Here is a 24,081-nt window from a genome sequence, read left to right as displayed (position 1 = left end):
GGAATGCGCGGAACTGTGGCACAGACCCTGGCAAACCCCTCATGGATGTCCCAGCTCACCCACTGCGTGGCCGTGTTCTTGCCGGCCGACCCGCCACGCCTCTCACAGGTCGCTTTCTGGCACCCGGACGGTGCCCTGCCCGAGACACCGGCATCGGCCAGCCCCAGCGGACTGACGGTCGTCCTGCCTGGTGACGACGGTGTGACGACGCGCACCGTGCCCGCGCTGAGGCTGACCGTACGAGACGCCCTGCCTGTCCTCACCCGCGCCCACGCCGCACGGGAGGACGAGTGTGCGGACGACACCACTGTCTTCTGGGGAGCCGTCGCCCTGCACGCTCTTCGGATCACCGCACAGGGGCGACTGCTGCCGGGCGTCAGCCCGGGAGGATACGACATCTGGCGGCCGGCGCCCCTGCGCACCGAGGACAACGCCGTGGTGGCCGGGCTGGCCGCCGCCGTGCCACCGCCCGCCCACGCCGTACCGATATCCCAGGACGGCTCTTTGCTGATGCCGGCGCCCGACCCTCTGGTGCGCGCTTTCCTCGACGCCGTGGCCGACACGCTCCCCCGTACCCCGGCGGCCCCTCTTGTCGCGGGCGGGCCCGCGTACGCCGATGAAGCACCCACAGCCGTTCCGCATCTGCGGGAGTGGGCGTCCCGGATGGCGGCGGGGTCCGACGGCGGGGTGCGGCTGTCCCTGCGCATCGAGGTCAGCGGGTTGCCCCAGGCCGACCCGGCGGCGGAGACGGAACCGGATCTGTTGCTGTCACAGGAGACGCAGACACGGCCGGCCTTCCGGGGAGTCCTGCAACTGCACGCGACGACCGACAGCGCGCTGGTCGCGGACGCCGCCGAGGTGTGGGCCGGAAACACGGCCACCGCCCGCCGGTTCGGGCCCCAGGCGCGCACCTTCGCGCTGCGCACGTTGCGCCGGGCCGCGGCAGCATGGGAAGCGCTGTCCCCACTGCTGACAGCGGCGGTGCCGGACGCGATCGACCTGGCCGACGACGAGATCGCCGAGCTGCTCGGCTCCGCCGTTCCCCGGGCACTGGCCGCGGCCGGCGTTCAGGTGCACTGGCCGCGGGAGTTCGTCCGCTCGCTCACCTCCCGTGCGGTGATCGGCGCCGCGGACGAGGAGGCACAGTCCGCTCGGGACGGCCGCGGGCGGACGGAAACCGGGCTGCCCTCCTTGCTCGCCCCCGACACGCTGCTGCGCTTCGACTGGCGCTTCGCCGTCGGCGGCCAGGAGGTGACCCGCGCCGAACTGGATCAGCTGGCCGAAGCCGGCCGCCCCCTGGTGCGGCTGCGCGACCAGTGGGTGCTGCTGGACCCGGAGCAGGTGCGTACGGCGCGGCAACGGGTGGACCGCGAAGTGGGCACACTGGAGGCACTGGACGCGGTGCTGACAGGCTCCGTCGAGCAGGACGGCGAGCACGTCACGGTGGAGGCCGCCGGACCGCTGGAGGCCCTGCGGGAGCGGCTGTCCGACCCGGAGCGCCGGGAAGAGCCCCCGCTGCCGCCGCCGGCACGGTTGCGTGCCACGCTGCGCGACTACCAGCTGCGCGGTCTGGACTGGCTGCACCGTATGACCTCCCTCGGCCTGGGTGCGTGCCTGGCCGACGACATGGGGCTGGGCAAGACGATCACGGTGATCGCCCTCCATCTGCGCCGCCAGGAGGAAGGCGCCACGGCCGGTCCCACACTGGTGGTGTGTCCCGCCTCGCTGATGGGCAACTGGCAGCGGGAGATCGAACGGTTCGCGCCCGGCACCCCGGTGCGGCGCTACCACGGCCCCGGCCGCCGTCTCGACGAACTCCGTGCGGGAGAAGTCGTTCTCACCACCTACGGCACGATGCGGCTGGACGCCGCCCGTCTGGTGCCCGGTGACGGCCGGAGCTGGGGCATGGTCGTCGCCGACGAGGCGCAGCATGTGAAGAATCCGTTCGCCGCCACGGCGAAGGCACTGCGGACCCTGCCCACTCGGGCACGTGTCGCTCTGACGGGCACGCCGGTCGAGAACAACCTGTCGGAACTGTGGTCGGTGCTCGACTGGACGACTCCCGGTCTGCTGGGCCGCCTGGGTACGTTCCGCAGGCGGTACGCCGACGCGGTCGAGGGCGGCGATCCAGCGGCGGCCGAACGGCTCTCGCGGCTCGTCCGTCCGTTCCTGCTGCGGCGTCACAAGACCGACCCGGGGATCGCGCCGGAACTGCCGGCCAAGACGGAGACCGACCGCAGTGTCCGGCTGACCCCCGAGCAGGCCGGACTGTACGAGGCGGTGGTCCGTGAGAGCCTCGACGCGCTGCGGGGCACGGCCGGCATCGAGCGGCGCGGACTGGTCGTCAAACTGCTCACCTCGCTCAAGCAGATCTGCAACCACCCGGCGCAATACCTCAAGGAGGACGACGCCCGGCTGCCGGGCCGCTCGGGAAAGCTGGAACTGCTGGACGAACTGCTCGACGCGCTCCTCGCCGAGCAGGCGAGCGTGCTGGTGTTCACCCAGTACGTGCACATGGCACAGCTGCTGGAGCGGCACCTGGGCGCTCGGGGTGTGGCCAGTCAGTTGCTGCACGGCGGCACACCGGTGGCCCGGCGCGAGGAGATGGTGCGCCGCTTCCAGGAAGGTGCCGCACCGGTCTTCCTGCTCTCCCTCAAGGCAGCCGGCACCGGCCTCAATCTCACCCGTGCCAGCCATGTCATCCACTACGACCGCTGGTGGAACCCGGCGGTCGAGGCACAGGCGACCGACCGTGCGTACCGGATCGGCCAGACACAGCCCGTCCAGGTGCACCGGCTCATCACCGAGGGCACGGTCGAGGACCGCATCGCCGAGATGCTGCGCCGCAAGCAGGCGCTCGCCGACTCCGTGCTCGGTTCCGGGGAGGCCGCGTTGACCGAACTGAGCGACACGGAGCTGGCCGAACTGGTGGCGCTGCGCGGGGAGGCCCGGTGAACGGGGTCCGACCGGTACACGACGGGGAGAGGAAAACGATGGACAGGGACGACGCCGGGCAGGAGCACGGAACGGCGGAGCGGGAGCGCCTCTACGCACCGCCGCCGCCCGCCCAGGGGCAGGGCTTCGCCCGTACATGGTGGGGCCGGACATGGTTGCAGGCCCTGGAGGACACCGCACTGGACGGCAAACAGCTCAAACGGGGCAGGGCGCTCGCCCGGCAGGGAGCGGTCGGTGCCGTCTCGGTACGCCCCGGCCGGATCACCGCCGTGGTACCGGGAAGCGACCGGTCGCCGCTGCGGGCAGACGTACTGCTGCGCGAACTCGACGCGGACGAGTGGGAACGGCTGCTCGATGTGATGGTCGCTCAGGCTGGACACATCGCGGCCCTGCTGGACCGCGACATGCCGCCCCGTCTCATGGAGGACGCGGCCGACGCCGGGCTCGACCTGCTGCCGGGCATCGGCGATCTGGACGCCGAGTGTGCGTGCGGTGCCTGGGACCACTGTCCGCACACCGCGGCGCTCAGTTACCAGATGGCCCGGGTGCTGGACGAGGATCCCTTCGCGCTGCTGTTGCTGCGCGGCCGGGCGGAGCGCGAGGTGCTGGAAGCCTTGCAGGAACGCAGCACAGCACGCGCGGCACGTGAGTCGTCCGGTGGTCCAGGCGACGGGGCGCCCGTTACCGGTGCGGAACCGGCCGGAGTGGACGCGGCCGAAGCGTTCGTCCTGGGTGCTCTGCTGCCGCCGCTGCCCCCACAGCCGACACCGGTAGGGGAAGCACCGCGTGTCCTAGCGCTGGAGGGCGCGGAATCCGCCGGTCCGGACGTGGACGTCGAAGCACTGGAACTGCTGGCGGAGGACGCCGCGGCGAGGGCCGGCCGACTGCTCGCCGAGGCCCTGTCCGCGGAACACGCCGACGCCGCTCCACCACGGACGCTCACCGCGTGGGAGGACGCCGTGCGGTTCGCCGCCACGCACCCGAGCGCGACGCTCGGCCGGCTCGCGGAGGGCTGTGGCCGCGGGGTGGAGGATCTGCGACGTGCCGTACGGGCTTGGCGGTTCGGCGGTGCGGAGGCGCTGGCCGTCCTGGAGGAGAGCTGGACGCCGCCTCCGGGGGCCGTGGAGCGGGCGCGGGACCTGCTGGAGGACTCCTGGCCGCAGGAGGAGGCCCGTCCCGCCCTGCGTGCCGCGGGAACGTGCTGGACGGCGGTGGGAGCGGAGGCGCAGCTGCGCTACGGGCCGGACGGCCGCTGGTGGCCGTTCCGCCGGCAGCGGGGCGCGTGGTGGCCGGTGGGCCGCCCGGAGCGGGACGCGGCGGTGGCGCTCGCGGCGGCACTCGCGGACGACGCGGAGCCGCCCGCCGGGGAGGACTGAGACGACCGTGTGCCGCCGCCTCTGCGGGCAGAGGCGGCGGCACACACGGAGCATCGGGTCAGGCAAGACCTTCCAGCACCGGGAGGTAGCCGCCGGACTGGCCCGCGGCGGTGGGGTGGTACGACTCGTCCACCGGAAGGGTGACACTGTGCAGCCACTCGTCGCCCGAGCAGATCTCATGCCCGGAGAAGGCCGGCCGCACATCGCCGAAGCTGTAGCCGTGGTCCGCGGCGCGCTTGGCGGTGATCTCGTTCAGATCGTCGGAGGCGGCGTTGATCGCCGCACGGGACTTCTCGCTGATGCCGACGGAGCAGTTGCCGTCGAGCTTGTACATGTGGGGGTAGCCCAGCACGACCACCTTCGCCGAGGGGGCCTTGGCCCGGATGGCGTCGTAGACGGTGTCGAGTTTGCCGGGGAGGGTCTGAGCGATGTAGGTGCGGGCCTGCTGGACGCGCTCCAGGCAGGCGCTCTCGCCCTGTGTGACACAGGCCGTCATCGTGTCGCCGAAGCCCGCGTCGTTGCCGCCGATACTGATGCTGACCAGACCGGTCGAGGAGTTGAGCGCACCGAGCTGGTTGGCGAGCACGTCGTCCGTGCGCGCTCCCGAGCAGGCGGGGAAGTCGAAGGAGGAGGGTGAGTTGGCGGTGCGCCACAGCTGGGGGTAGGCGTTCGCGCTGCGTTTGCAGTCGCTTCCGTCGTAGTCCCCGGCGCCCACCCCGGAGGAGTAGGAATCGCCGAGTGCCACATAGCCCGTGGCGGCGGTGTCTTCGGCCGCCACGGCGGTGGCGCCGGTGAGGGACGACAGTCCGAGGAGGGCGGTGACGGCGGTGGCCGCGAATGCCCGTCTGCGCAGCTTCATGGGACCTCTCATGGATGGCACGGAAGGAACAGCTGTCACACCAGCCGCAGCGGATTTACCCTCCGGTAGACGCGTTCATGCCAAACAAGGAGGCCCAACTGGTGACATTCGCAGTCGCGTTGACGTCACCGGGGGCGCGTTCGGGGGCTCACCTCACACCAAAGGCTTCTGCAGCTTCTTGTTCTTGCCCGCGGTGAGACTGCACGTGACGTAGCTGAAGCTCGTTCCGACGTTCTCGGCTTTCGGGTACGTGATGAGCGTGCCGCCCACCGTGCCGCTCGGCTGCTTGGCGGCCTTGTTACGCAAGGAGGAGCGGCAGAGCGAGTCGGCCTCCAGGCGGACCCCGCTGTCGGTGCTGTAGTCGCCGGTGATCTTCTCGCGGCTGACGACCTCCGCGTCGTGCGGACCGTCGCAGTCCCGCCTCTCCACGGCACCCTCGCGCTCCTCGGACCGGTCGTAGCAGTCGCCGACCTGGAGCAGGAAGGTGGGCAGCGGCACGTCGCTGGCCCCCTCGTCCGGCTCCTCGGAGGGCTCGTCGTCCTCGTCGAGGTCCGGGAAGTCCGTTGAGCTGTCACCCGAGGGCTCACTGGAGGGCTCCGTGCCCGGCTCGTCCGACGGCGCAGCGGGCGACGTCGAGGGCTTGTCGTCCGCCTTGTCGTCAGCCTGGGAGCCGTCGCGCGTCAGATAGAGCACCGACGCCGTGATGAGAGCGAGAGCGACGACGGCGGCTGCCACCACCGCGGCGATCACCTTGCCCCGGCCGCCACCCTGCGGCGGAGGCGGCGGGGGCGGCCAGCCGCCCGGCGTGACCGGCGGTCCGAAACCGCCGGAACCAGGAGGGCCGAAGCCCGCCGGAGGCTGGGCAGGGGGCGGCGGACCACCCGACGGCGGGTGGTTCGGCGGAGGCGGCATCGTCATGAGCGCCACTGTGTCATGCCGTGCTCACCCTATGCGATCTGATTACCCGCCAGCACGCTGTCTTTGGGTGGATGGCCGGACGGACACACCCGCATACCGTCTCCGTGGCCTGCGGCGGCGTGGGGCAGACCGCGGTACGGCCTGCCCCGGGTTCACTCGGTGGCGGCAGGGATCACTTGACGGCGACCCCGCCGTAGCCCATGTGCCGGGTGAGTTCGCCGGCGGTGGGCACGGGGCCGTCGGGCCGCCACAGCGGAAGCTGCACCAGGCCGGGCTCCAGCAGCTCAAAGCCCTCGAAGAAGGCGGAGATCTCCTTGCCGGTGCGCCACTGGGCGCTGGCTGTGGACTCCTCGTTGTAGACCTTCGCGACCTGACCGAAGCCCTGGTTGTCGTTGAAGTCCGCCGTCCCGTGGCTGAGGACGAGGTAGCTGCCGGCGGGCAGCCGTTCGGTGAGCGTCCGCACGATACCCGCGGCGTCCTCCTCGTCGGTGACGAAGTGCAGCACCGCCAGAAGCATCAGCGCGACCGGCTGGTCGAAGTCGATGAGTTCGCGGGTGACCGGGTGGTCGAGGATCCCCTTGGGGTCACGGATGTCGGCGAGGACGAACCCGGCGTTGCCCGAGTTGGTCAGCTTCGCCCCCGCGTAGGTGGACACGATCGGGTCGTTGTCGACATAGGCGACCCGCACGTCCGGGGCGACCTGCCGGGCCACCTCGTGGGTGTTGGGCGAAGTGGGGATGCCGGTGCCGATGTCGATGATCTGCCGGATCCCGTTCCCGACGACCGTACGCACCGCGCGGTGCATGAAATCTCGGTTGCTGCGGGCGGTGACGCCCACGTCCGGAAGAGCGGACAGGATGCGGTCGGCCGCGTCCCTGTCGGCCTCGTAGTTGTCCTTCCCCCCGAGGTAGTAGTCGTACATGCGGGCCGGGTGCGGCCTCGTGGTGTCTATCTGCTCCGGGCTGAAGCCGGTCTCCGACACGCTCTTCTCCGTCTCGTTGGTCATTTCGGTCAGGTCGGTGCGGTCCGGAGTGGCGGTCAGGCGACCAGGAAGTCGGCTTCGCCGGCCTTGGCCGCCCGGATGAAGCCCGATATGTCGCTCCGGCTGCAGATGAGGGCGGGACCGTCCGGGTCGGTGGACTGGCGCAGCGCCACCCGTCCGTCGGCGAGCTTGAGCGCTTCCACGCAGCTGCCCCCGTTGCCCCCGCTCCATGGCTTGCGCCAGCCCTCACTGCCCAGGTGAGCGGCTGGCATCCCGTTGTAGATACGACCCATGGTTCAGATCTCCTTGCGCAGTGCACTCAGGACCGCCCGGGTCCGCGCCAGGGGCACGGCCTGGGCGCTCATCCGGTCCAGTGCCTCGAGGAACATGCTGACGTCGTCCCTCTGGTCGAAGTAGGAGGCGCCCACGAGGCTCTCCGCGCAGACCATGTCCGGCAGTTCGTCGAGGGGGAACCGGAAAAGGTGGAAGGGGCCGTACATGGCCGGGTGCGGGCCGGCACTGAACGGCATGATCTGCAACGCCACGTTCGGCCGTTCCGTGGCCTGGAGCAGATGGTCGATCTGTTCGCGCATCACCTCCGGTCCGCCGAGCGGACGGCGCAGAACCGTCTCGTCGATCACCGACCACAGCAGGGGCGCGCCCGTCTCGCGGGTGAGCACCGTCTGGCGCTCCATGCGCAGCGCGACACCGCGCTTGATCTCCCCCTCGGGCGCGTGCGGCATGCCCGCACGAAGCACCGCCCTGGCGTAGCTCTCGGTCTGGAGCAGCCCGGGCACATAGTGCGGCTCGTAGGAGCGGATGACCTCCGATTCGCTCTCCAGGCTCACGAAGACGCTGAACCACTCCGGCAGAACATCGCGGTAGCGGTGCCACCAGCCGGGCTGGTTGGCCTCCCGTGCGAGCGAGACGAACCCGTCGATCTCCTCCTGCTCGGTCACCCCGTAAGTGCGCAGCAACTTCTCCACGTAGGGGACTTTGAGCCCGACCTCGGCCTTCTCCATCCGGCGGACAGTGGCGTGCGTGACATCGAGGGCTCTCGCCGCTTGCTCGAACGTCACGCCCGCCCTCTCCCGCAGGTGCTGCAGCCGTTTGCCCAGCACCACACGCAACACGGTGGGCGCCCCACCGCCCGTCCGCGAGTCCGCCACAGTCGCTCCCCTCCAACTGACATCGGTTGAGGGAAGTTTGGCACGCGGGGCCCTTCGTGCACACCCTGTCATTCACACTTCTGCAATTAACAGACTGATCCTTGCCATACGCGAGTGACGAACCGCATAGTGGAGCCGTGGCTGCCCCCCATGACGCCCTGCCCTTAGAACACCGGCCCGTCGGCGCGCCCACGGCCCGTCCGCTGCGTGACGCGTTCCACCTGCCGGCCCGTGACACCTCCGTGGCCGTCGCCCGCGCGCGGGTCCTGGAGAGACTCCGCGAGTGGTACGTGGACGAGGAGTCCAGCGCCGACGCCCAGCTGCTCATGTCCGAGCTGTTCACCAACGCGGTCCGGCACACGGACAGCGAGAAGGTCAGCTGTGAGTTGTGGGTCATCGGGGTGCGGCTGAGACTCGAGGTCACCGACGAGGGCGGTAGCGGTCCGCTGATGCGCCCCCGTATCCCCCTCGGCGCCGGACCGGGCGACGACGAGGGCGAGAACGGGCGAGGTCTGCTGCTGGTGAGCGTGCTCGCCGACGACTGGGGCATCCGCAAGGCCCAGCCGGGCGATCCCGACGCGACGGCAGGGCACGCCGTCTGGGCCGAGTTGGAGTGCCGGCGGACACACGGCTCCCTCCCCGTGCCGACGCAGCGGTGGCCGGCCCCGACGGAGAACTGACGCGGCAGGCACCGCTGACAGCGCCCCGCGCCGATGGCAGGATGCACGGCACTCACCGGCCTTGATCGGGCGTTATTGCCGACCTGTCCCTCAGTGGAGGCGCTGTGTCCGCACGATCCACGCGTCAGCGACAGCACGGAAGATCCCGGATTCCCCTGGTGACGGCACTGGCCGCAGCCCTGGTGGCGGCGGCCACGGCCTGTTCCAGTACCAAGACCACCGGTGGCGGCGGCAGCGAGGTGCAGCTTGTCGACGCGGGCAAGCTGACCACCTGTACGCATCTGCCCTACGAGCCCTTCCAGTTCCGGAAGGGCAAACAGGTGGTCGGTTTCGACGTCGATCTGGTCGATCTGGTGGCGCGGGACCTCGGCGTCGAGCAGAAGATCGTGGACACCCCCTTCGAGGGCATCCAGACCGGTGAGGACCTCAACGCGGGCAAATGCGATCTGGCCGCGGCGGGCATGACCATCACGCCGGTGCGCGAGAAGAACCTGGACTTCTCGCGTTCCTATTTCGAGGCCACACAGGCTCTGCTCGTCCGGAAGGGCGACACCTACGGCTCTCTGGGCGCCCTGAAGGGCAGGAAGCTGGGTGTCCAGCAGTCGACGACGGGCGAGGAGTACGCGAAAAAGCACGCCAAGGGCGTGGAGACCGTCCAGTTCGAGGATCTGGGCCTGCTGCTGACCGCCGTGAAGACCGGCAAGGTGGACGCGGGGATCAACGACAACGGTGTGCTCTACGACTACGCCAAGAAGAACCCGGACACCAAGGTCACCGCCGAGTTCGACACCGGCGAGCAGTACGGGCTCGGGGTGCGCACCGGCAACGACGCACTGCGCGCACAGATCGACAAGACCATCAAGAAGGCGAAGCGCAACGGGCGCTACGACGCCCTGTACAAGAAATGGTTCGGCACGGAGCCGCGCACGTGAGCCGCCGCAACCGCACACGCGCCGTGCGCACCGCCCAGTACGGGGTGCTCGTGCTGCTCGTCGTCGCTGTGGCGCTCGCGGCCGACTGGTCGGAGCTGCGCCGGGCCTTCTTCGACGCCGAGGTGGCCCGGGAGCAGTTCCCGGATGTGGTGACGACCGCGTTGGTCAACACCGTGGTCTACACAGTGCTCGGTTTCGTCTTCGGTCTGGCCCTGGGACTGCTGCTGGCTCTGATGCGGCTGTCGCCCGTGCCGCCCTACCGCTGGCTGGCGGTCGCCTACATCGAGTTCTTCCGGGGCGTACCGGCGCTGCTGGTCTTCATCGCGTTGGGCTTCGGCGTACCGCTCGCCTTCCAGGTGTCCATCAACCAGTACGTGACGGTGATGCTGGCGCTCGGCCTGGTGGGTGCCGCCTACATGGCCGAGACCATTCGTGCCGGCATCCAGGCCGTGCCCAAGGGACAGACGGAGGCCGCGCGCTCCCTGGGCATGTCCTCGTCGCGCGCGATGGTCTCCATCGTCATCCCGCAGGCGTTCCGCATCGTGCTGCCCCCGCTGGCCAACGAACTGATCCTGCTGACCAAGGACTCCTCCCTCGTGTACCTGCTGGGGCTGTCGATGGACCAGTACGAACTGGCCAAGTTCGGGCGGGACGCGCTCAACCAGCACCGCAGCCTCACCCCGATCCTCATCGCGGGACTCTTCTATCTGGCCATCACACTGCCCCTGGGCCATTTGGTGCGGCGCCTGGAAGCCCGCGCGGCAAGGGCGAGGTGAGGAAATGGGCACACCGCACGCGCAGCGGGAGACACACACCGGTGCGGCGACGGCCATCGAGGTGGCCGGGCTGCACAAGTCGTTCGGCGAGTCGGAGGTACTGCGCGGCATCGACCTGACGGTACGCAGCGGCGAGGTCGTCTGTGTCATCGGCCCCTCCGGCTCGGGAAAATCCACGCTCCTGCGCTGTGTGAACCTGCTGGAGGAGCCGACCTCGGGTACGGTCCGGGTGGCCGGCACGGAGGTGACCGATCCGGATGTCGACATCGACCGGGTGCGGCGGCGCATCGGTATGGTCTTCCAGTCCTTCAACCTCTTCCCGCATCTGACCGCGCTGGGCAATCTGACCATCGCGCAGCGCCGCGTCCTGGGGCGGGGGAAGGCGGAGGCGGAGGATGTGGCCAGGCGGAACCTGCGCCGTGTGGGGCTGACGGACAAGGAGGGCAGTTACCCGGCGCAGTTGTCCGGCGGTCAGCAGCAGCGGGTGGCCATCGCCCGCGCCCTGTCGATGGGCCCGGATCTGATGCTGTTCGACGAGCCGACCTCGGCCCTGGACCCCGAACTGGTCGGTGACGTCCTGGCGGTGATGCGGCGGCTGGCCGACGAGGGCATGACGATGCTGGTCGTCACGCACGAGATGAGTTTCGCACGGGAGGTCGCCGACCGGGTGGTCTTCATGGACGGCGGCACGGTGGTCGAGGAAGGCCCCGCGGAACAGGTCGTGGCCGCACCCCGGCACCCTCGCACCCGCGCCTTTCTCTCCCGGGTGCTCGATCCGGCCGCCGCCGACGTGCTGGAGGCGCCCTCGCCGGCGCAGGGGACGCCTCCGGAGGAACGGGCGGCGAACTGAGGTCCCGGGTCCCGTTGTTCGGCCGTCATCGCGGAAGAGGGAGCGGAGTGTCGGACCCTCCCTCTACATTCATAAGCCTCACCGACTTCGCGTGTTCGCCGGCGCCCCGGGCGGCCGGAGCAGACGAAAGGCATTGACGATGGCAGACAGCCCCCGCACGGCGGACGTTCCGGCGGCCCGGCAACCCGGCAGCGCCGACGACCTGCTGGAGCAGGCGAAGCCGTACCGCAACGAGTTGTTGGCGCACTGTTACCGGATGCTGGGCTCGGTGCACGACGCCGAGGACCTGGTGCAGGACACCTATCTGCGCGCCTGGCGGGCCGGTGAGCGTTTCGAGGGCCGCTCCTCCCTGCGCACCTGGCTGTACCGGATCGCAACCAACGCCTGTCTGACGGCGATCGAGCAGCGGGGCCGGCGCCCGATGCCGTCCGGTCTGGGCGCGCCCAGCGATCCGGAGCAGCCGGTGTCTCAGAGCCCGGAGGTGCCGTGGCTCGAACCGATCCCGGACGCCATGTTCGCCGACTCCTCGGGCGCCGGTGATCCGGCCTCGGTGGTGGTGAACAAGTCGACCATGCGGCTGGCGCTGGTGGCCGCGCTCCAGCATCTGCCGGGCCGCCAGCGTGCGGTGCTGCTGCTGCGGGACGTGCTCAAATGGCGGGCCGCCGAGGTCGCCGAGCTGCTCGGCATGACGACGGCCGGCGTGAACAGCGCGCTTCAGCGGGCGCGCGCCCAGCTGGAGCAGGTCGCGCCCGTCGAGGAGGAGCTGACGGAACCGACCAAGCCGTCCGCGCGGGAGCTGCTGGACAGGTACGCGGCGGCGTTCGAGCACGCCGATGTGGCCGCGATCGTCGACTTGTTCAAGGAGGACGCCGTCTGGGAGATGCCCCCGTTCCCGCAGTGGTTCCGCGGCCGGGAGAACATCGTGCGGCTCATCAGCACGCAGTGCCCCATCGGGCGCGACGAGGGCCTCATGCTGCCGACGTTCGCCAACGGCCAGCCCGCGTTCGGCCTCTACAACCTGCGGGAGGACGGCTCGTACCACGCCTTCCACCTCCAGGTGCTCACCCTGCTGGACGGACAGGTGGCCCATGTCAGCGCGTTCTTCGGCACGCCGCTGTTCGCCACCTTCGGGCTGCCGGAGGTGGTGACCGCGCAGGAGGCCGCGGCCCGGCGCTGAGTCCGCGCCGCGGGGCCGCTCGCCACGCGGCTGGGGCGGTTCCGGCCCGCCCCAGCCGCTCCTGGTCTCACCCCGGTGCGGGCCCGGTCCGGCCCGGGGCGGGCCCGCGTGGGCGGCGCCCGTGGACCGGTCAGTCGCCCGGCGTACGGACGCCCAGCAGGTGGTCCATGGCCAGCTGGTCGAGGCGTTCGAATGCCATGCCCCGGCCGGCTGCCGCCGCGGCGTCGAAGTCCTCGTACGCGGTGCGGTCGGCCAGCAGCGCGGAGGGCGTCTCCCCGGCGTCCAGCGTGGGCCGGGAGAGCTGGTCGAGCCGGGATGCCCGCAGCGCCTCCTGGACGGCCGGGTCGGCCCGGAAGGCCGCCGCGCGCTCCCGCAGGATCAGATAGTTGCGCATGCATCCGGCGGCCGAGGCCCACACCCCGTCGATGTCCTCGGTGCGCGGCGGTTTGAAGTCGAAGTGCCGCGGCCCGTCGTAGCCGCTGCTCTCCAGCAGGTCGACGGTCCAGAAGGCGGAGCGCAGGTCACCGGCGCCGAAGCGCAGGTCCTGGTCGTACTTGATGCCGGACTGTCCGTTGAGGTCCAGGTGGAAGAGCTTGCCCGCCCACAGTGCCTGGGCGATGCCGTGGGGGTAGTTGAGCCCGGCCATCTGCTCGTGGCCGACTTCCGGGTTGACGCCGAACAGTTCGGGGCGTTCGAGCCGTTCGATGAAGGCGAGGGCGTGGCCGACGGTGGGCAGGAGGATGTCACCGCGCGGTTCGTTGGGTTTGGGTTCCACCGCGAACCGCAGCTCGTACCCCTGTTCGGTGACGTACTGGGCCAGCAGGTCGAAGGCTTCCTTCATCCGGTCGAGGGCCGCGCGCACGTCTTTGGCGGCGCCCGACTCGGCGCCTTCCCTGCCGCCCCAGGCGACGTAGGTGCGGGCGCCCAGTTCGGCGGCCAGGTCGATGTTGCGCATCGTCTTGCGCAGGGCGAAGCGCCGCACGTCCCGGTCGTTGGCGGTGAACGCCCCGTCCTTGAAGACCGGATGGGTGAAGAGGTTGGTGGTGGCCATGGGAACGGTCATGCCGGTCGCGTCGAGGGCCTGGCGGAAGCGTTTGACGTGTGCGTCGCGCTCGCTGTCGGAAGCGCCGAAGGGAATGAGGTCGTCGTCGTGGAAGGTGACACCGTAGGCGCCGAGTGCGGCGAGCCGGTGCACCGCCTCGGCCGGGTCGAGCGGCGCCCGCGTGGCGTCGCCGAACGGATCGCGGCCCTGCCAACCCACCGTCCACAGGCCGAAGCTGAACTTGTCCGCCGGTTGGGGCTCGTAGCTCATCCTGTCGTCCTCTCACGTGCGGCTGTCGCCACCCGGGCCTATTCGTCAGGCCCGTTGACAAATTAGTATGCGCACAGCACCGGCACCCAGGGAAGGGAACGGCAGCCCATGACCGCACCGGAAGGGCCGCTTGTCATCGGGGTCGACAGCTCGACCCAGTCCACGAAGGCGCTCGTGGTGGACGCCGCCACGGGAGACGTGGTGGCGCGGGGCCAGGCACCGCACACCGTCTCGCCCGGCGACCGCCGGGAGTCCGATCCGGAGGAGTGGTGGCAGGCGCTGCGCACGGCGGTGGGCCAGTGCGGAAGAGCCGCGAGCGAGGCCGCCGCCATGTCCGTCGCCGGCCAGCAGCACGGCCTGGTGACGCTGGACGCCGAAGGCCGCCCGGTGCGCGAGGCCCTGCTGTGGAACGACGTGCGGTCCGCACCGCAGCGCGACCGCCTGGTGGCCGCCCTCGGCGGCCCCCAGGCGTGGGCCGAGCGGGTCGGCAGCGTGCCCGCGCCGGCGTTCACCGTCACCAAGTGGGCGTGGCTGCGCGAACACGAGCCCGAAGCCGCCCGTGCGGCCACCGCCGTCCGGCTGCCGCACGACTTCCTGACCGAGCGACTGACCGGGCGTGGGGCCACCGACCGCGGTGACGCGTCCGGCACCGGCTGGTGGTCCGCGGCCACCGAGTCGTACGACGAGGAGATCCTGGATCTGGCCGGCCTGGACCCGGCGCTGCTGCCGCCCGTCCTCGGTGCCGGGGAGGCCGCGGGCACCGTCCGGGAGGCGGACGACGGCTTCCTGACACCCGGCACGCTGGTTGCCACCGGTACGGGTGACAACATGGCGGCGGCGCTCGGCCTCGGTCTGGTGCCGGGGCAGGCGGTTCTCAGTCTGGGCACGTCCGGCACCGTCTACACCGTCTCGACGCGCCGCCCCGCCGACCCGACCGGCACGGTCGCCGGGTTCGCCGACGCCCGCACCGGGTGGCTGCCCCTGGCCTGCACCCTCAACTGCACCCTGGCCGTGGACCGGATCGCCGCGCTGCTCTCCCGGGACCGTGAGGACGTGGAGGCGGGCGGCCACGTCACCGCGCTGCCGTTCCTCGACGGGGAGCGCACCCCGCACCTGCCGTACGCCACCGGTCTGCTGACCGGTCTCCAGCACGCCACCACCGGCGGCCAGGTGCTCCAGGCCGCGTACGACGGGGCGGTCTTCACCCTGCTGCGCGCTCTCGACCTCGTCCTGGCCGAGACCGGCGAAGGGCCCGGGGACACCCCCCTGCTGCTGATCGGCGGCGGTGCCAAGGGGGTGGCCTGGCGCGAGACGGTGCGGCGGCTGTCCGGACGTGCCGTCCAGGTGCCCGCGGCCGGGGAACTCGTGGCGCTGGGAGCGGCGGCACAGGCGGCCGGTCTGCTGCTGGGCGAGGACCCGGCCGCCGTCGCCCGGCGCTGGCGGACCGCCGAAGGCCCCTCCTACGAGCCGGTGGCACGGGACGAGGAGGCGCTGGACCGGCTCTCCGCCGCGCTCGACGGCGCGCAGCCGCTGCTGGGCCGGCGGTCCTGAACCGACTGCCCTGTCGGTCTCCCCCAGAACGTCGGTGCCAGGACGGACGCTGTCAGCGCCCGACGCCGGGACGCTCGCCAGGGCGTCCACCCCGGACGGCGGCCTGGGAAGGCCGTTCACCGGCTCGACGGCTGTTCCGTACGGCGGCGGGAGCAGGCCGCCCGCGCACGAGGGACCCTCTGTCCGTCATTCCCGGATACGCCGGTCCGCACGTCCCGTCTCCCCTCCGAAGGAGTCTCCATGACAGGTCACGTGCCCGGCACACAGCGGGAGATACGCAGACGCAATCTCTCCCGTGTGCTGTACGCGGTCGCCGGGCAGGGGCCGTGTTCCCGAGCGGCGGTGGCGGCGCGGCTGGGGCTGACCCGCACGGCGGTCTCCACCCTCGTCGAGGAGTTGCTGCGCGCCGGGCTGCTCACCGAACAAGGTCCCACCCCGCCCGGAGGGGGCCCCGGCCGTCCGGGCACCGCGCTGGCGCTGCCGGACCGGGGGCCGTGCGGGCTGGGCGCGGAGATCGGCGTCGACCACCTCGCCGTGTGCGCCGTCGATCCGCGCGGCCGGGTGCGCGCGAGCACGCGGATCGTCTCCGACGGCCGGGACAGCGCCCCGGAACCCGTCCTGGCACGGCTGAGGGAACTGGTGGACGACGTGGCCGTGCGGGCCCGGGAGGAGGGACTCGTCCCCGCCGGACTCGCGGTGGCCGTTCCCGGCCTGGTCGCCCGGGGCACCACCACGGTCGTCCGTGCGCCGAACCTGGGCTGGCACGGCATCGACCTGGCTCCCGCCCTCGCGGGGGCCGGGACGGCGCCGGGGAACGAGCGGGAGGGGCTGCCCCTCGCCGTCGACAACGAGGCCAATCTGGGCGCGCTGGCCGAATTGTGGCTCGACCACACGCGGGTGCCCCGCGATTTCGTTCACGTCTCGGCGGAGATCGGCATCGGTGCCGCTGTCGTGCTCGACGGCGAACTGCTCCGCGGCACCAGGGGATTCGCCGGGGAGCTGGGCCATGTGCCCGTACATCCGCAGGGGCCGCGCTGCGCCTGCGGTGGCCGCGGCTGTCTTGAGCAGTACGCGGGTGAGAGCGCGGTGCTGCGTGCCGCCGGGCTCACCGCCGACGGCGACCGTGCCGCGGCCCTCACCGCGCTGGCGGAGCGTGCCGCACGGGGCGAGGTGCGCGTGCGGAGTGCGCTTGAGGACGCGGGTACGGCCTTGGGCATCGCGCTGGCCGGGACGGTCAGTCTGCTCGACCCGCGCGCCGTGGTGCTGGGGGGCGCCCTGGCCCGCTTCGCGCCCTGGCTGCGGCCCGCGCTGGAGAGGGAGCTGGCCGAGCGGACGGCTGCCCCGGAAGCCGCCGTCGAGCTGCTGGTCTCTCAGCTGGGCGGCGAGGGACCGCTGCTGGGGGCGGCCCATGCGGCCGTCCGCGTGGTACTGGACGACCCTTTGTCGTACGTGGCCTCACGCGTGGGATGACTGCGCGCATGGAGCGCGACCGTTCCGGCCCGGCACCCGCACGGGCGAGGACCACGGCCCGGTCGCACCCCGCACGGGGTACGGCGCGGCGGCGGGCCAGGGAGCCCGGACAGCGCAGCGGGGGCGCACGTCGCGCCCGATGCGCCGCACCAGGGGCCGGATCCGCAAGGGCCAGGGGCCGGATCCGCGCGGCGCGACGGGCCCCAGCGGCTACGGCAACGGGGCGCCAGCGCTTCGGCCTCCATGGACACATGGCATTCACGCACACGCAGGGCCCTTCACGCGTACATCGCGGTGCCCCCTCCCGATATCCCGAACCACCGCGCCGCTCCCTGCACCAGGCCGCCAAGCCCGGCCCATCCACCCCCATCCACCGAGCCCGGCGCGCCCTCCCACGCGCCGGTCCACCGCGCCCTCCCCGTGCGCCGGGCCCGGTCGCGGCTTCGGTCACTGGTCGGCCCAATGGCACGGCCCTACAGCCCTTGGCAGCACCTCCGGGCGGCTGCCATCATCAACGCGCGTCAACTTGTCATGCACGTGCCCCCCATTGCTCCTCCGCTTCCTTCCCCCCACCGGGAGACACGATGGACTCAGCACGCCGGCACCACACACCCTCGCCCTCACACCCTCGCCTGCCCACGCGTCGCGCGCTCCTGCGCGGCGGGGCGGGCCTCACCGTCGCCGCAGGGCTCGCCGGAGCCTCGCTCCTGACGAGCGGTACCGCATCGGCCCGCCCCGGCCACGGCAGGCAGGCGGACCGGCCGAGAGGCCCGCTCGCCGTCGACTACCCCGGCGCCGAGTGGATTCCCGCCTCGTCGTCCAACTACACGGCCGCAGACCGGCCGGAGCAGTACCCGATCGACTTCGTGGTCATCCACGTCACACAGGAGTTCTACGACGACACCCTCGCGATCTTCCAGAACCCCGACAAGGCCGTCTCCTCGCACTACGTCGTGCGGTCCGCCGACGGCCACGTCGCGCAGGTGGTGCGGGAGAAGAACGTGGCCTGGCACGCGGGCAACTGGAACTACAACACGCGCAGCGTCGGCATCGAGCACGAGGGGTGGATCGACCAACCCGACCAGTGGTTCACCGACGCCCTCTACACCGCCTCGGCCGCGCTGACGGCCGACATCTGCCGCCGCCACGGCATCCCCGTGGACCGACGGCACATCATCGGCCACAACGAGGTGCCCGGCGCCGACCACACCGACCCCGGCCCCTCGTGGGACTGGGCGCGCTACATGAAGCTCGTCGCAGCGCACTGACGCCACCCCCGCTCCGCCCGGTGAGGCCCGCCGGGCCCGGCACGGGCCTCACCGGGTACGCCGCCGCCCGACTCGGGAGCCGGCCGCCACGCATCGCCGCACGTGTCGACCGCATCGCGCACGCCTCGACCGCATCACGTACGTGTCGACCGGCGTCCGATAGAAGTAAAAGCCGCTCTCAGTAACCCAGTTCGGGAGCACAGCCGAGCGGACACCCAAACAGTTCAGCCCATCGTGTGACTACCGGCGGAAAGCCTTCCCCGTCCTACCCGGCCCCGTCATCCTCGGTCCGTGCAACAAGGGGACAAGGGGCGCACCGGGGGCCGGAACGCGCGGGCCGGAAGCCGCGCCGGACGGAAGACGCTGACAGCTGCGGCCGTGGCCGCCTGCGCGGCGCTGGGTACGGCACACAGCGCCGCGGCTTTGGGCTCCTCGTCCACCGAGCCGCATGCCACCGAGTCGCCCTCCGCCTCACAGCACGAAGCAGCCCCCTCGTCCGGAGCAGGCGCCGCCGCGCCCGATGACGGCTCCCGCCCGGAGGCTCCCGGCGAGGCCGCGCCCCCGCTCACTTACCGCACCGCACCGGTTGCCCCACGGCTCGTCGGCTCCGTGCCGCACATGTCCCGTCACGACGAGGGCGCCCATCTGTCGGTGCGGGACGGCGGCGCCCGCGTGGACGCGGCGGCCGGGAGAAGCGGTCACTGCGAAGGTGCCACGCTGCACATCCGGACGGCGGACGGCACCGTCGTCCATCTCTCGACGGGGCACCCGTGCCCCACTCCCCCGCCCTCGCCCCCGCCGACTCCGCCCGAGCCGACGCCGCCCGAGCCCACTCCGCCCCGGCCGACACCGCCGCCCCCGGAGCCGACGCCCCCGCAGCAGCCGTCGCCCTCTCCCTCCGCGCCGCCCGCACCCCAGGCCCCGGAGCGGCCGGCCCCGCAGCAGCCCGAGCCCGCCCGGCGGGCAGCGGCGCCCGCTCCCCCACCGCAGGAGCGGCCCGCACCGAAGCCGCGTCCGAGCAAGCCCGCGCCGAAGCCGCCGCAGCCCTCGCCGCCGCCCAGTCTGCTGGCGGTGCCACGCCAGCCGATGCCCGACCGCCAGCAGCCGGACGGCAGCATGTCGATGGTCACCCGCACGCTGTTGATCGTCGCCCCCGCCGTGCTGGCGGCAGCGGCGTTGCGGCCCCGTTCCGGCAGCGGCGGGGCGGCGTCCCGAGCCTCCGGGGAAGCCACCGGCGCGGGCGGTGACTGACCCCCGCGCCCGCTGGCCCGGCATTGGCATGCCGTGCCGCCCACGTCCCGGCGCCGCGGTCCGGAGCGCTTCATGAGGCGCTGCGCGCCGCCGCACCACCGTGCCGTCTGAATCTCCCCTGCCCCGTCCCGCCCGTTTCCGATCCGTCTTCTCATGTTCGTGGAGGCCCCGTTGTCCGAATGGCTCGCGCTGCTCATCGGCCTGCTCGCCGCTTTCCTCGTCGTCGCCGCGGTCGTCGTCCTCAGACGTCGCCGGGTCGTGAACGAGGACCCCTCCGAGACACCCGACGTGATCGAGTACATGACGATGATGATCGGCGTGGTCTACGCGATCGTGCTGGGTCTGGCCATCGCGGGTGTCTGGGAGGCCCGCAACGCGGCTGACGCGGCCGTCACCCAGGAGGCGCAGGCGCTCCACGAGGTGAGGGAACGCGTCCAGGTCTATCCGGCGGCCACCCGCGAACGAGTGCGCGACGGAATCGACGCGTACGTGCGCCACGTCGTCGACAAGGAATGGCCGTACATGGTCGAGCACGGCGAACTCACCGAACGGGGCGACCGCATGCTGGAGCAGGTCCGCAAGGACGTGACCGGCTACGACCCCAAGACCACGCAGCAGGCCCAGGCGTATCAGTCCCTCGTCGACCAGGTCGCCGAGGCCGACAACGCCCGTACGGAACGCGGCGACAGCGCCGAACCGACGATGCCCGGCGTGGTGTGGATCGGACTGTACGCGGGAGCTGCCGTCTCCGTCGGCATGCTCTTCGCCCTCCAGATCCAGCGCTCGGGAAGGGAATTGGTGCTGGCCGGCATCTTCAGCGCGCTGATCGCGTTCCTGCTGTTCCTCGTCTGGTACTTCGACGCGCCGTTCGCCCGGGGGCTGGACGATCCCACTCAGGCGTTCACCTCGCTGTTCCCGCGCGCCACCGGCACCTGAGCGTCCCGGTGGACCGCGCCCGTGCGGTACGTGTGCGTCCTCCGGGGTGTGGCCCGGGGACGCACGCGTACTGGTCGGCGCGCACGTACCGGTGGCGTGCGCCGGCCGTGCGGGACCGGTGCGGACGCCCCTCCGTGGTGACCTGCGGACGACGCCCCCGCCACGTCCGTGTGCCGGAAGGCGGGTGAGATGCTGGCCGTACCGAGAGGCGAGAGACCACGAAGGAGTTCCGGGTGTCCCAGCTCTTCCCCGCCCTGCACACCGCGTCGTCGCAGACGGCACTGCGCTTCGGTGACCGGGCGCTCAGCTACCGGGAGCTCGCCGGCGCGGCCGGCCGGCTGGCCGCCAGGCTGGAGCCCGCCGCCCCGGTGGCCGTGTGGGCGACGCCCAGCCTGGAGACGGCGGTCGGAGTGGTGGCCGGGCTGCTGGCCGGGGTACCCGTCGTACCGGTGAACCCGAAGAGCGGCGAACGGGAACTGACGCACATCGTGACCGACAGCGCGCCGGGCACGGTGGTGGCCGAACCCGGTGCCGAGCTGCCCGGCCCCCTCGCGTCCCTGCTCCGCATGGACGTCGACCTCAGCGAGGAGTCGACAGAGGTGGCCGACGCGACGGAGGCGGCCTGGTTCCCGCCGGCCGAGCCCGCGGCGGAGACGGCCGCGCTCGTCGTCTACACCTCCGGCACGACCGGTCCCCCCAAGGGCGTGGTGCTCTCCCGCCGGGCGCTGGCCAGCAACCTGGACGCGCTGGAGGAAGCCTGGGGCTGGACGGCCGACGACGTCCTGGTGCACGGGCTGCCACTGTTCCACGTGCACGGACTGATCCTGGGCGTCCTCGGTCCGCTCCGTCGCGGCGGCACCCTGCGCCATCTGGGCCGGTTCACGGTCGAGGGCGTGACGCGGGAGATGGCGAGCGGCGGGACGATGCTGTTCGGGGTGCCGACGATGTACCACCGGCTCGCGGACGCCTGCGCGAGCGACCCCGACCTGGTGCGGGCGCTGGCGGGGGCCCGGCTGCTGGTGTCCGGTTCGGCCGCGCTGCCGCTGCACGACCACGAGCGGCTGACCGCCGCCACCGGCCAGCGGGTGATCGAGCGCTACGGAATGACCGAGACGCTGATGAACACCAGCGTGCTCCCCGGCGGGACCTCCCGGGTGGGCACGGTCGGGGTCCCGCTGCGCGATGTGGACATCCGCATCGTGGACGACGCAGGCCGGCGGATTCCGGCGGAGGACACCGAGACGGTGGGCGAGCTCGAAGTACGCGGCCCGAACCTGTTCACCGAGTACCTCAACCGGCCGGACGCCACGGCCGAGGCCTTCGACGGCGGCTGGTTCCGCACCGGTGACATGGCGACGCGTGACGCGGACGGCTCCGTGCGGCTCGTCGGCCGGAAAGCCACCGACCTGATCAAGAGCGGTGGCTACAAGATCGGGGCCGGCGAGATCGAGAACGTGCTCCTCGGCCACCCGGCGGTGGCCGAGGCCGCCGTCACGGGCGAGCCCGACCCCGACCTGGGCGAGCGCGTCGTCGCCTGGATCGTCCCCGCCGCCGGGCAGCAGCCGCCGCGCGAGGAGGAGCTCGCCGATCTCGTGGCCGGCCAGCTGGCCCCGCACAAGCGCCCCCGCCGGGTGCGGTTCCTGGAGGCCCTGCCGCGCAACGACATGGGCAAGGTGCTCAAGCGGGAGCTGCCCGGCCGGCAGGACTGACCGTCAGCCGAGCGCCCCCGGCACCGGCCGCCGGGCCACCCCGGCGGCCTCGGCCAGCCGGCGGTAGGAGTCCAGCCGGTCCGCCGGGTCGTGGGTGTTGAGGGTGAGCAGCAGTTCGTCGGCGCCGGTGCGGGACACGAGCGATGCCAGCTCGTCGGCCACCTCGTCCGCGGTGCCCCACAGCTGCGACTGCCGCGCCGCGTCGAAGGCGGCCCGCTCCTTTTGGCTCATCACCCGGCTCAGGATCTCCTCGGGCGGCAGCAGCGGGGTGAAGGTGCCGCGGGTCCGGGAGACGGCCGTGGACCACGCTTCGGGGATCTGGAGCAGCTCCGCACGCTCCCGGCTGTCGGCGACGGCGGCGTTCACCGCGACGACGACGTAGGGCGCGGCCGGGTAGGCCGCAGGGCCGTCCGGTCCGGCGGCGCCCCGTTCGCCGCCCGTCGGCCCGCTCAGGCCGGCCGCACCGGCCCATCCGCCCTGCCGGGCGTCGGCACCGGCCGGCTCTGCGGCCGGTCCGGCACCGATGGCGGGGGCGCTCGGTGCGGCGGCCTCGCGCGGGCGGAACGTCTCGCGATAGAGGTCGATGGCCTCCCGCATGCGGCGTTCGTCACGGGCGGCACCGATGACCAGGGGCAGCCCGTGCGCCGCGGCCACGGACGCACCGGAGCCGACCGCCAGGATGAACGGCGGCACCCGCAGCCCCTCGGCGGGGCGGGCCCGTACCGTCCCGGTGCCGTCGAAATAGGCGAGCAGCTCGGACAGCTGTTCGCTGAAACCGTCCGCCGCGTCCTTGCCGACGCCGAGTGCCTTCCGGACACCGTCGGTGAACCCGACGGAACGCCCGAGGCCCATGTCGATGCGCCCCGGAAACAGCGACGCCAGGACGCCGAACTGTTCGGCGACCACCAGGGGCTGGTGGTTGGGGAGCATCACTCCCCCCGTCCCGACCCGGATACGGGAGGTGGCGGAGGCCACCGCCGCCGCCAGCACGGTCGGAGCCGAGCCCGCGATCCCGGGTACCGCGTGGTGCTCGGACACCCAGAACCGCGAGAATCCCAGCTCCTCGGCCTGCTGCGCGAAGCGCACCGTCTCCCGCAGCGCCCGGCCGGAAGGCTCGCCCTCCCGGGTGAGGGAGCGGTCGAGGACGGACAGAGGTACCTGAAGCCGACGCGTCGAAGTCACACCCGGTTCAACACGTGGGGCCGCTGTGGATTCCCGCGGCTCATTCCTCGCCCGCCCCGGCCTCCTCCAGCAGCCCGGCGTCGTGGACGAGAAGGGCGATCTGGACGCGGTTGTTGAGGTCCAGCTTGGTCAGGATGCGGGAGACGTGGGTTTTGACCGTGGGCACGCTCATGTAGAGCGAGGCCGCGATCTCGGCGTTCGCCAGCCCGCGGCCGACTCCGACGGCGACCTCGCGCTCCCGTTCGCCGAGGACCGCCAGCACCTCGCGGGCGCGCTCCCGGCGGCTGTCGTACCCGGCGGGGGCGACGTGCTGGATGAGCTGGCGGGTGACGGCCGGCGACAGCACGGGCTCGCCCGCCGCCACCTTGCGCACCGCGGCGACGATCTCGGCGGGCGGCGTGTCCTTGAGCAGGAACCCGGCGGCGCCGGCCCGCAGCGCGCGCAGCACCTGGCTGTCGGCGTGGAAGGTGGTCAGTACGAGGACCTCGGGCGGCTCGGCACGCCGGCGCAGGGTCTCGGTCGCCGTGAGACCGTCCACGGCCGGCATACGGATGTCCATGAGGACGACGTGCGGCCGGTGGGCGTCCACCAGCGGCACGACGTGATCGCCGTCCGCGGCCTCGCCGACGATCTCGATGTCCGGGGCGCCGTCGAGCATCAGCCGGAGTCCGGCCCGCACGAGGGCGTCGTCGTCGACGAGGAGCACGCGGATGGTCATGCGCATACGG

The 24,081-nt window shown here is 72.1% G+C and carries 21 protein-coding genes; 13 read left to right on the top strand and 8 right to left on the bottom strand.

All coding sequences use genetic code 11. The features are described 5' to 3' along the window. The first annotated feature begins 45 nt into the window (after window positions 1–45). Both IO40_RS0124830 and IO40_RS0124825 read left to right on the top strand, forming a co-directional pair. A complete protein-coding gene (locus IO40_RS0124830; RefSeq protein WP_234336577.1) occupies window positions 46–2,955 on the top strand; it encodes a DEAD/DEAH box helicase in 2,910 nt (969 codons plus the stop codon). A gap of 38 nt (window positions 2,956–2,993) precedes the next feature. Next, window positions 2,994–4,331 (top strand): SWIM zinc finger family protein, encoded by a 1,338-nt coding sequence (locus tag IO40_RS0124825; RefSeq protein ID WP_016471377.1) that lies wholly within the window; start codon window positions 2,994–2,996, stop codon window positions 4,329–4,331. Between the two features lie 58 nt (window positions 4,332–4,389). Here IO40_RS0124825 and IO40_RS0124820 read toward each other — a convergent pair whose 3' ends face one another. From IO40_RS0124820 to IO40_RS0124795, 5 genes are all read right to left on the bottom strand, one after another. Then, window positions 4,390–5,190 (bottom strand): SGNH/GDSL hydrolase family protein, encoded by an 801-nt coding sequence (locus IO40_RS0124820; protein ID WP_016471376.1) that lies wholly within the window; start codon window positions 5,188–5,190, stop codon window positions 4,390–4,392. A 153-nt stretch (window positions 5,191–5,343) separates the two neighbouring features. Beyond that, window positions 5,344–5,928 (bottom strand): hypothetical protein, encoded by a 585-nt coding sequence (locus IO40_RS0124815; RefSeq protein WP_016471375.1) that lies wholly within the window; start codon window positions 5,926–5,928, stop codon window positions 5,344–5,346. Between the two features lie 352 nt (window positions 5,929–6,280). After that, the gene (locus IO40_RS0124805) at window positions 6,281–7,114 is read right to left on the bottom strand and encodes an SAM-dependent methyltransferase (RefSeq protein ID WP_016471374.1); all 834 of its coding nucleotides are present in this window, start codon (window positions 7,112–7,114) and stop codon (window positions 6,281–6,283) included. A gap of 32 nt (window positions 7,115–7,146) precedes the next feature. Beyond that, window positions 7,147–7,383: a DUF397 domain-containing protein gene (locus IO40_RS0124800; RefSeq protein WP_016471373.1), complete on the bottom strand. Its 237-nt coding sequence runs from the start codon at window positions 7,381–7,383 to the stop codon at window positions 7,147–7,149. Window positions 7,384–7,386: 3 nt separating this feature from the next. Continuing rightward, window positions 7,387–8,259 (bottom strand): helix-turn-helix domain-containing protein, encoded by an 873-nt coding sequence (locus IO40_RS0124795; protein ID WP_016471372.1) that lies wholly within the window; start codon window positions 8,257–8,259, stop codon window positions 7,387–7,389. A 158-nt stretch (window positions 8,260–8,417) separates the two neighbouring features. On the opposite strand from IO40_RS0124795, the gene IO40_RS0124790 reads away from it, so the two are divergent. The 5 genes from IO40_RS0124790 (at window position 8,418) to IO40_RS0124770 (ending at window position 12,674) form a co-directional block, all read left to right on the top strand. After that, window positions 8,418–8,939: an ATP-binding protein gene (locus tag IO40_RS0124790; RefSeq protein ID WP_397610807.1), complete on the top strand. Its 522-nt coding sequence runs from the start codon at window positions 8,418–8,420 to the stop codon at window positions 8,937–8,939. Between the two features lie 158 nt (window positions 8,940–9,097). Further along, window positions 9,098–9,871 carry a basic amino acid ABC transporter substrate-binding protein gene (locus IO40_RS0124785; RefSeq protein WP_016471370.1) on the top strand — a complete coding sequence of 258 codons (774 nt, stop codon included), beginning with the start codon at window positions 9,098–9,100 and terminating at the stop codon, window positions 9,869–9,871. Further along, window positions 9,844–10,647, top strand: a complete 804-nt coding sequence (locus tag IO40_RS0124780; protein ID WP_030405617.1) for an amino acid ABC transporter permease — start codon at window positions 9,844–9,846, stop codon at window positions 10,645–10,647. The genes IO40_RS0124785 and IO40_RS0124780 overlap by 28 nt, the downstream gene beginning before the upstream one ends. A 4-nt stretch (window positions 10,648–10,651) precedes the next feature. Next, window positions 10,652–11,497: an amino acid ABC transporter ATP-binding protein gene (locus IO40_RS0124775; protein WP_016471368.1), complete on the top strand. Its 846-nt coding sequence runs from the start codon at window positions 10,652–10,654 to the stop codon at window positions 11,495–11,497. Window positions 11,498–11,636: 139 nt separating this feature from the next. Beyond that, entirely contained in the window at window positions 11,637–12,674 is a 1,038-nt protein-coding gene (locus IO40_RS0124770; protein WP_016471367.1) for a sigma-70 family RNA polymerase sigma factor, read from the top strand. A gap of 130 nt (window positions 12,675–12,804) precedes the next feature. On the opposite strand, the gene xylA is transcribed toward IO40_RS0124770, so the two are convergent. Further along, window positions 12,805–13,986 carry a xylose isomerase gene (xylA, locus tag IO40_RS0124765; RefSeq protein ID WP_031176160.1) on the bottom strand — a complete coding sequence of 394 codons (1,182 nt, stop codon included), beginning with the start codon at window positions 13,984–13,986 and terminating at the stop codon, window positions 12,805–12,807. Window positions 13,987–14,094: 108 nt separating this feature from the next. Between xylA and xylB the strand changes: the two genes are divergently transcribed. From xylB to IO40_RS0124735, 6 genes are all read left to right on the top strand, one after another. Then, the gene (gene xylB, locus IO40_RS0124760; RefSeq protein ID WP_031176159.1) at window positions 14,095–15,537 is read left to right on the top strand and encodes a xylulokinase; all 1,443 of its coding nucleotides are present in this window, start codon (window positions 14,095–14,097) and stop codon (window positions 15,535–15,537) included. A 240-nt stretch (window positions 15,538–15,777) separates the two neighbouring features. Continuing rightward, window positions 15,778–17,007: an ROK family transcriptional regulator gene (locus IO40_RS0124755; protein ID WP_016471364.1), complete on the top strand. Its 1,230-nt coding sequence runs from the start codon at window positions 15,778–15,780 to the stop codon at window positions 17,005–17,007. Between the two features lie 584 nt (window positions 17,008–17,591). Further along, window positions 17,592–18,275 (top strand): N-acetylmuramoyl-L-alanine amidase, encoded by a 684-nt coding sequence (locus IO40_RS0124750; RefSeq protein ID WP_016471363.1) that lies wholly within the window; start codon window positions 17,592–17,594, stop codon window positions 18,273–18,275. A 291-nt stretch (window positions 18,276–18,566) separates the two neighbouring features. Next, on the top strand, window positions 18,567–19,526 hold the full coding sequence (locus IO40_RS37745) for a hypothetical protein (protein ID WP_135566785.1): 960 nt from the start codon (window positions 18,567–18,569) through the stop codon (window positions 19,524–19,526). 171 nt (window positions 19,527–19,697) lie between these two features. Further along, entirely contained in the window at window positions 19,698–20,462 is a 765-nt protein-coding gene (locus tag IO40_RS0124740; protein ID WP_031030888.1) for a bestrophin-like domain, read from the top strand. A 233-nt stretch (window positions 20,463–20,695) separates the two neighbouring features. Next, entirely contained in the window at window positions 20,696–22,171 is a 1,476-nt protein-coding gene (locus tag IO40_RS0124735; protein WP_016471360.1) for an acyl-CoA synthetase, read from the top strand. A 3-nt stretch (window positions 22,172–22,174) separates the two neighbouring features. Here IO40_RS0124735 and IO40_RS0124730 read toward each other — a convergent pair whose 3' ends face one another. Further along, window positions 22,175–23,353, bottom strand: a complete 1,179-nt coding sequence (locus IO40_RS0124730; protein WP_016471359.1) for an MsnO8 family LLM class oxidoreductase — start codon at window positions 23,351–23,353, stop codon at window positions 22,175–22,177. A gap of 40 nt (window positions 23,354–23,393) precedes the next feature. Next, window positions 23,394–24,077 (bottom strand): response regulator transcription factor, encoded by a 684-nt coding sequence (locus IO40_RS0124725; protein WP_016471358.1) that lies wholly within the window; start codon window positions 24,075–24,077, stop codon window positions 23,394–23,396. Between the last annotated feature and the right edge of the window lie 4 nt (window positions 24,078–24,081).

The organism is Streptomyces albus subsp. albus (assembly GCF_000725885.1).
Lineage (GTDB): Bacteria > Actinomycetota > Actinomycetes > Streptomycetales > Streptomycetaceae > Streptomyces > Streptomyces albus.
The sequence above is the reverse complement of the archived record's forward strand: the minus strand, read 5'-3'. Positions and strand labels throughout refer to the sequence as shown.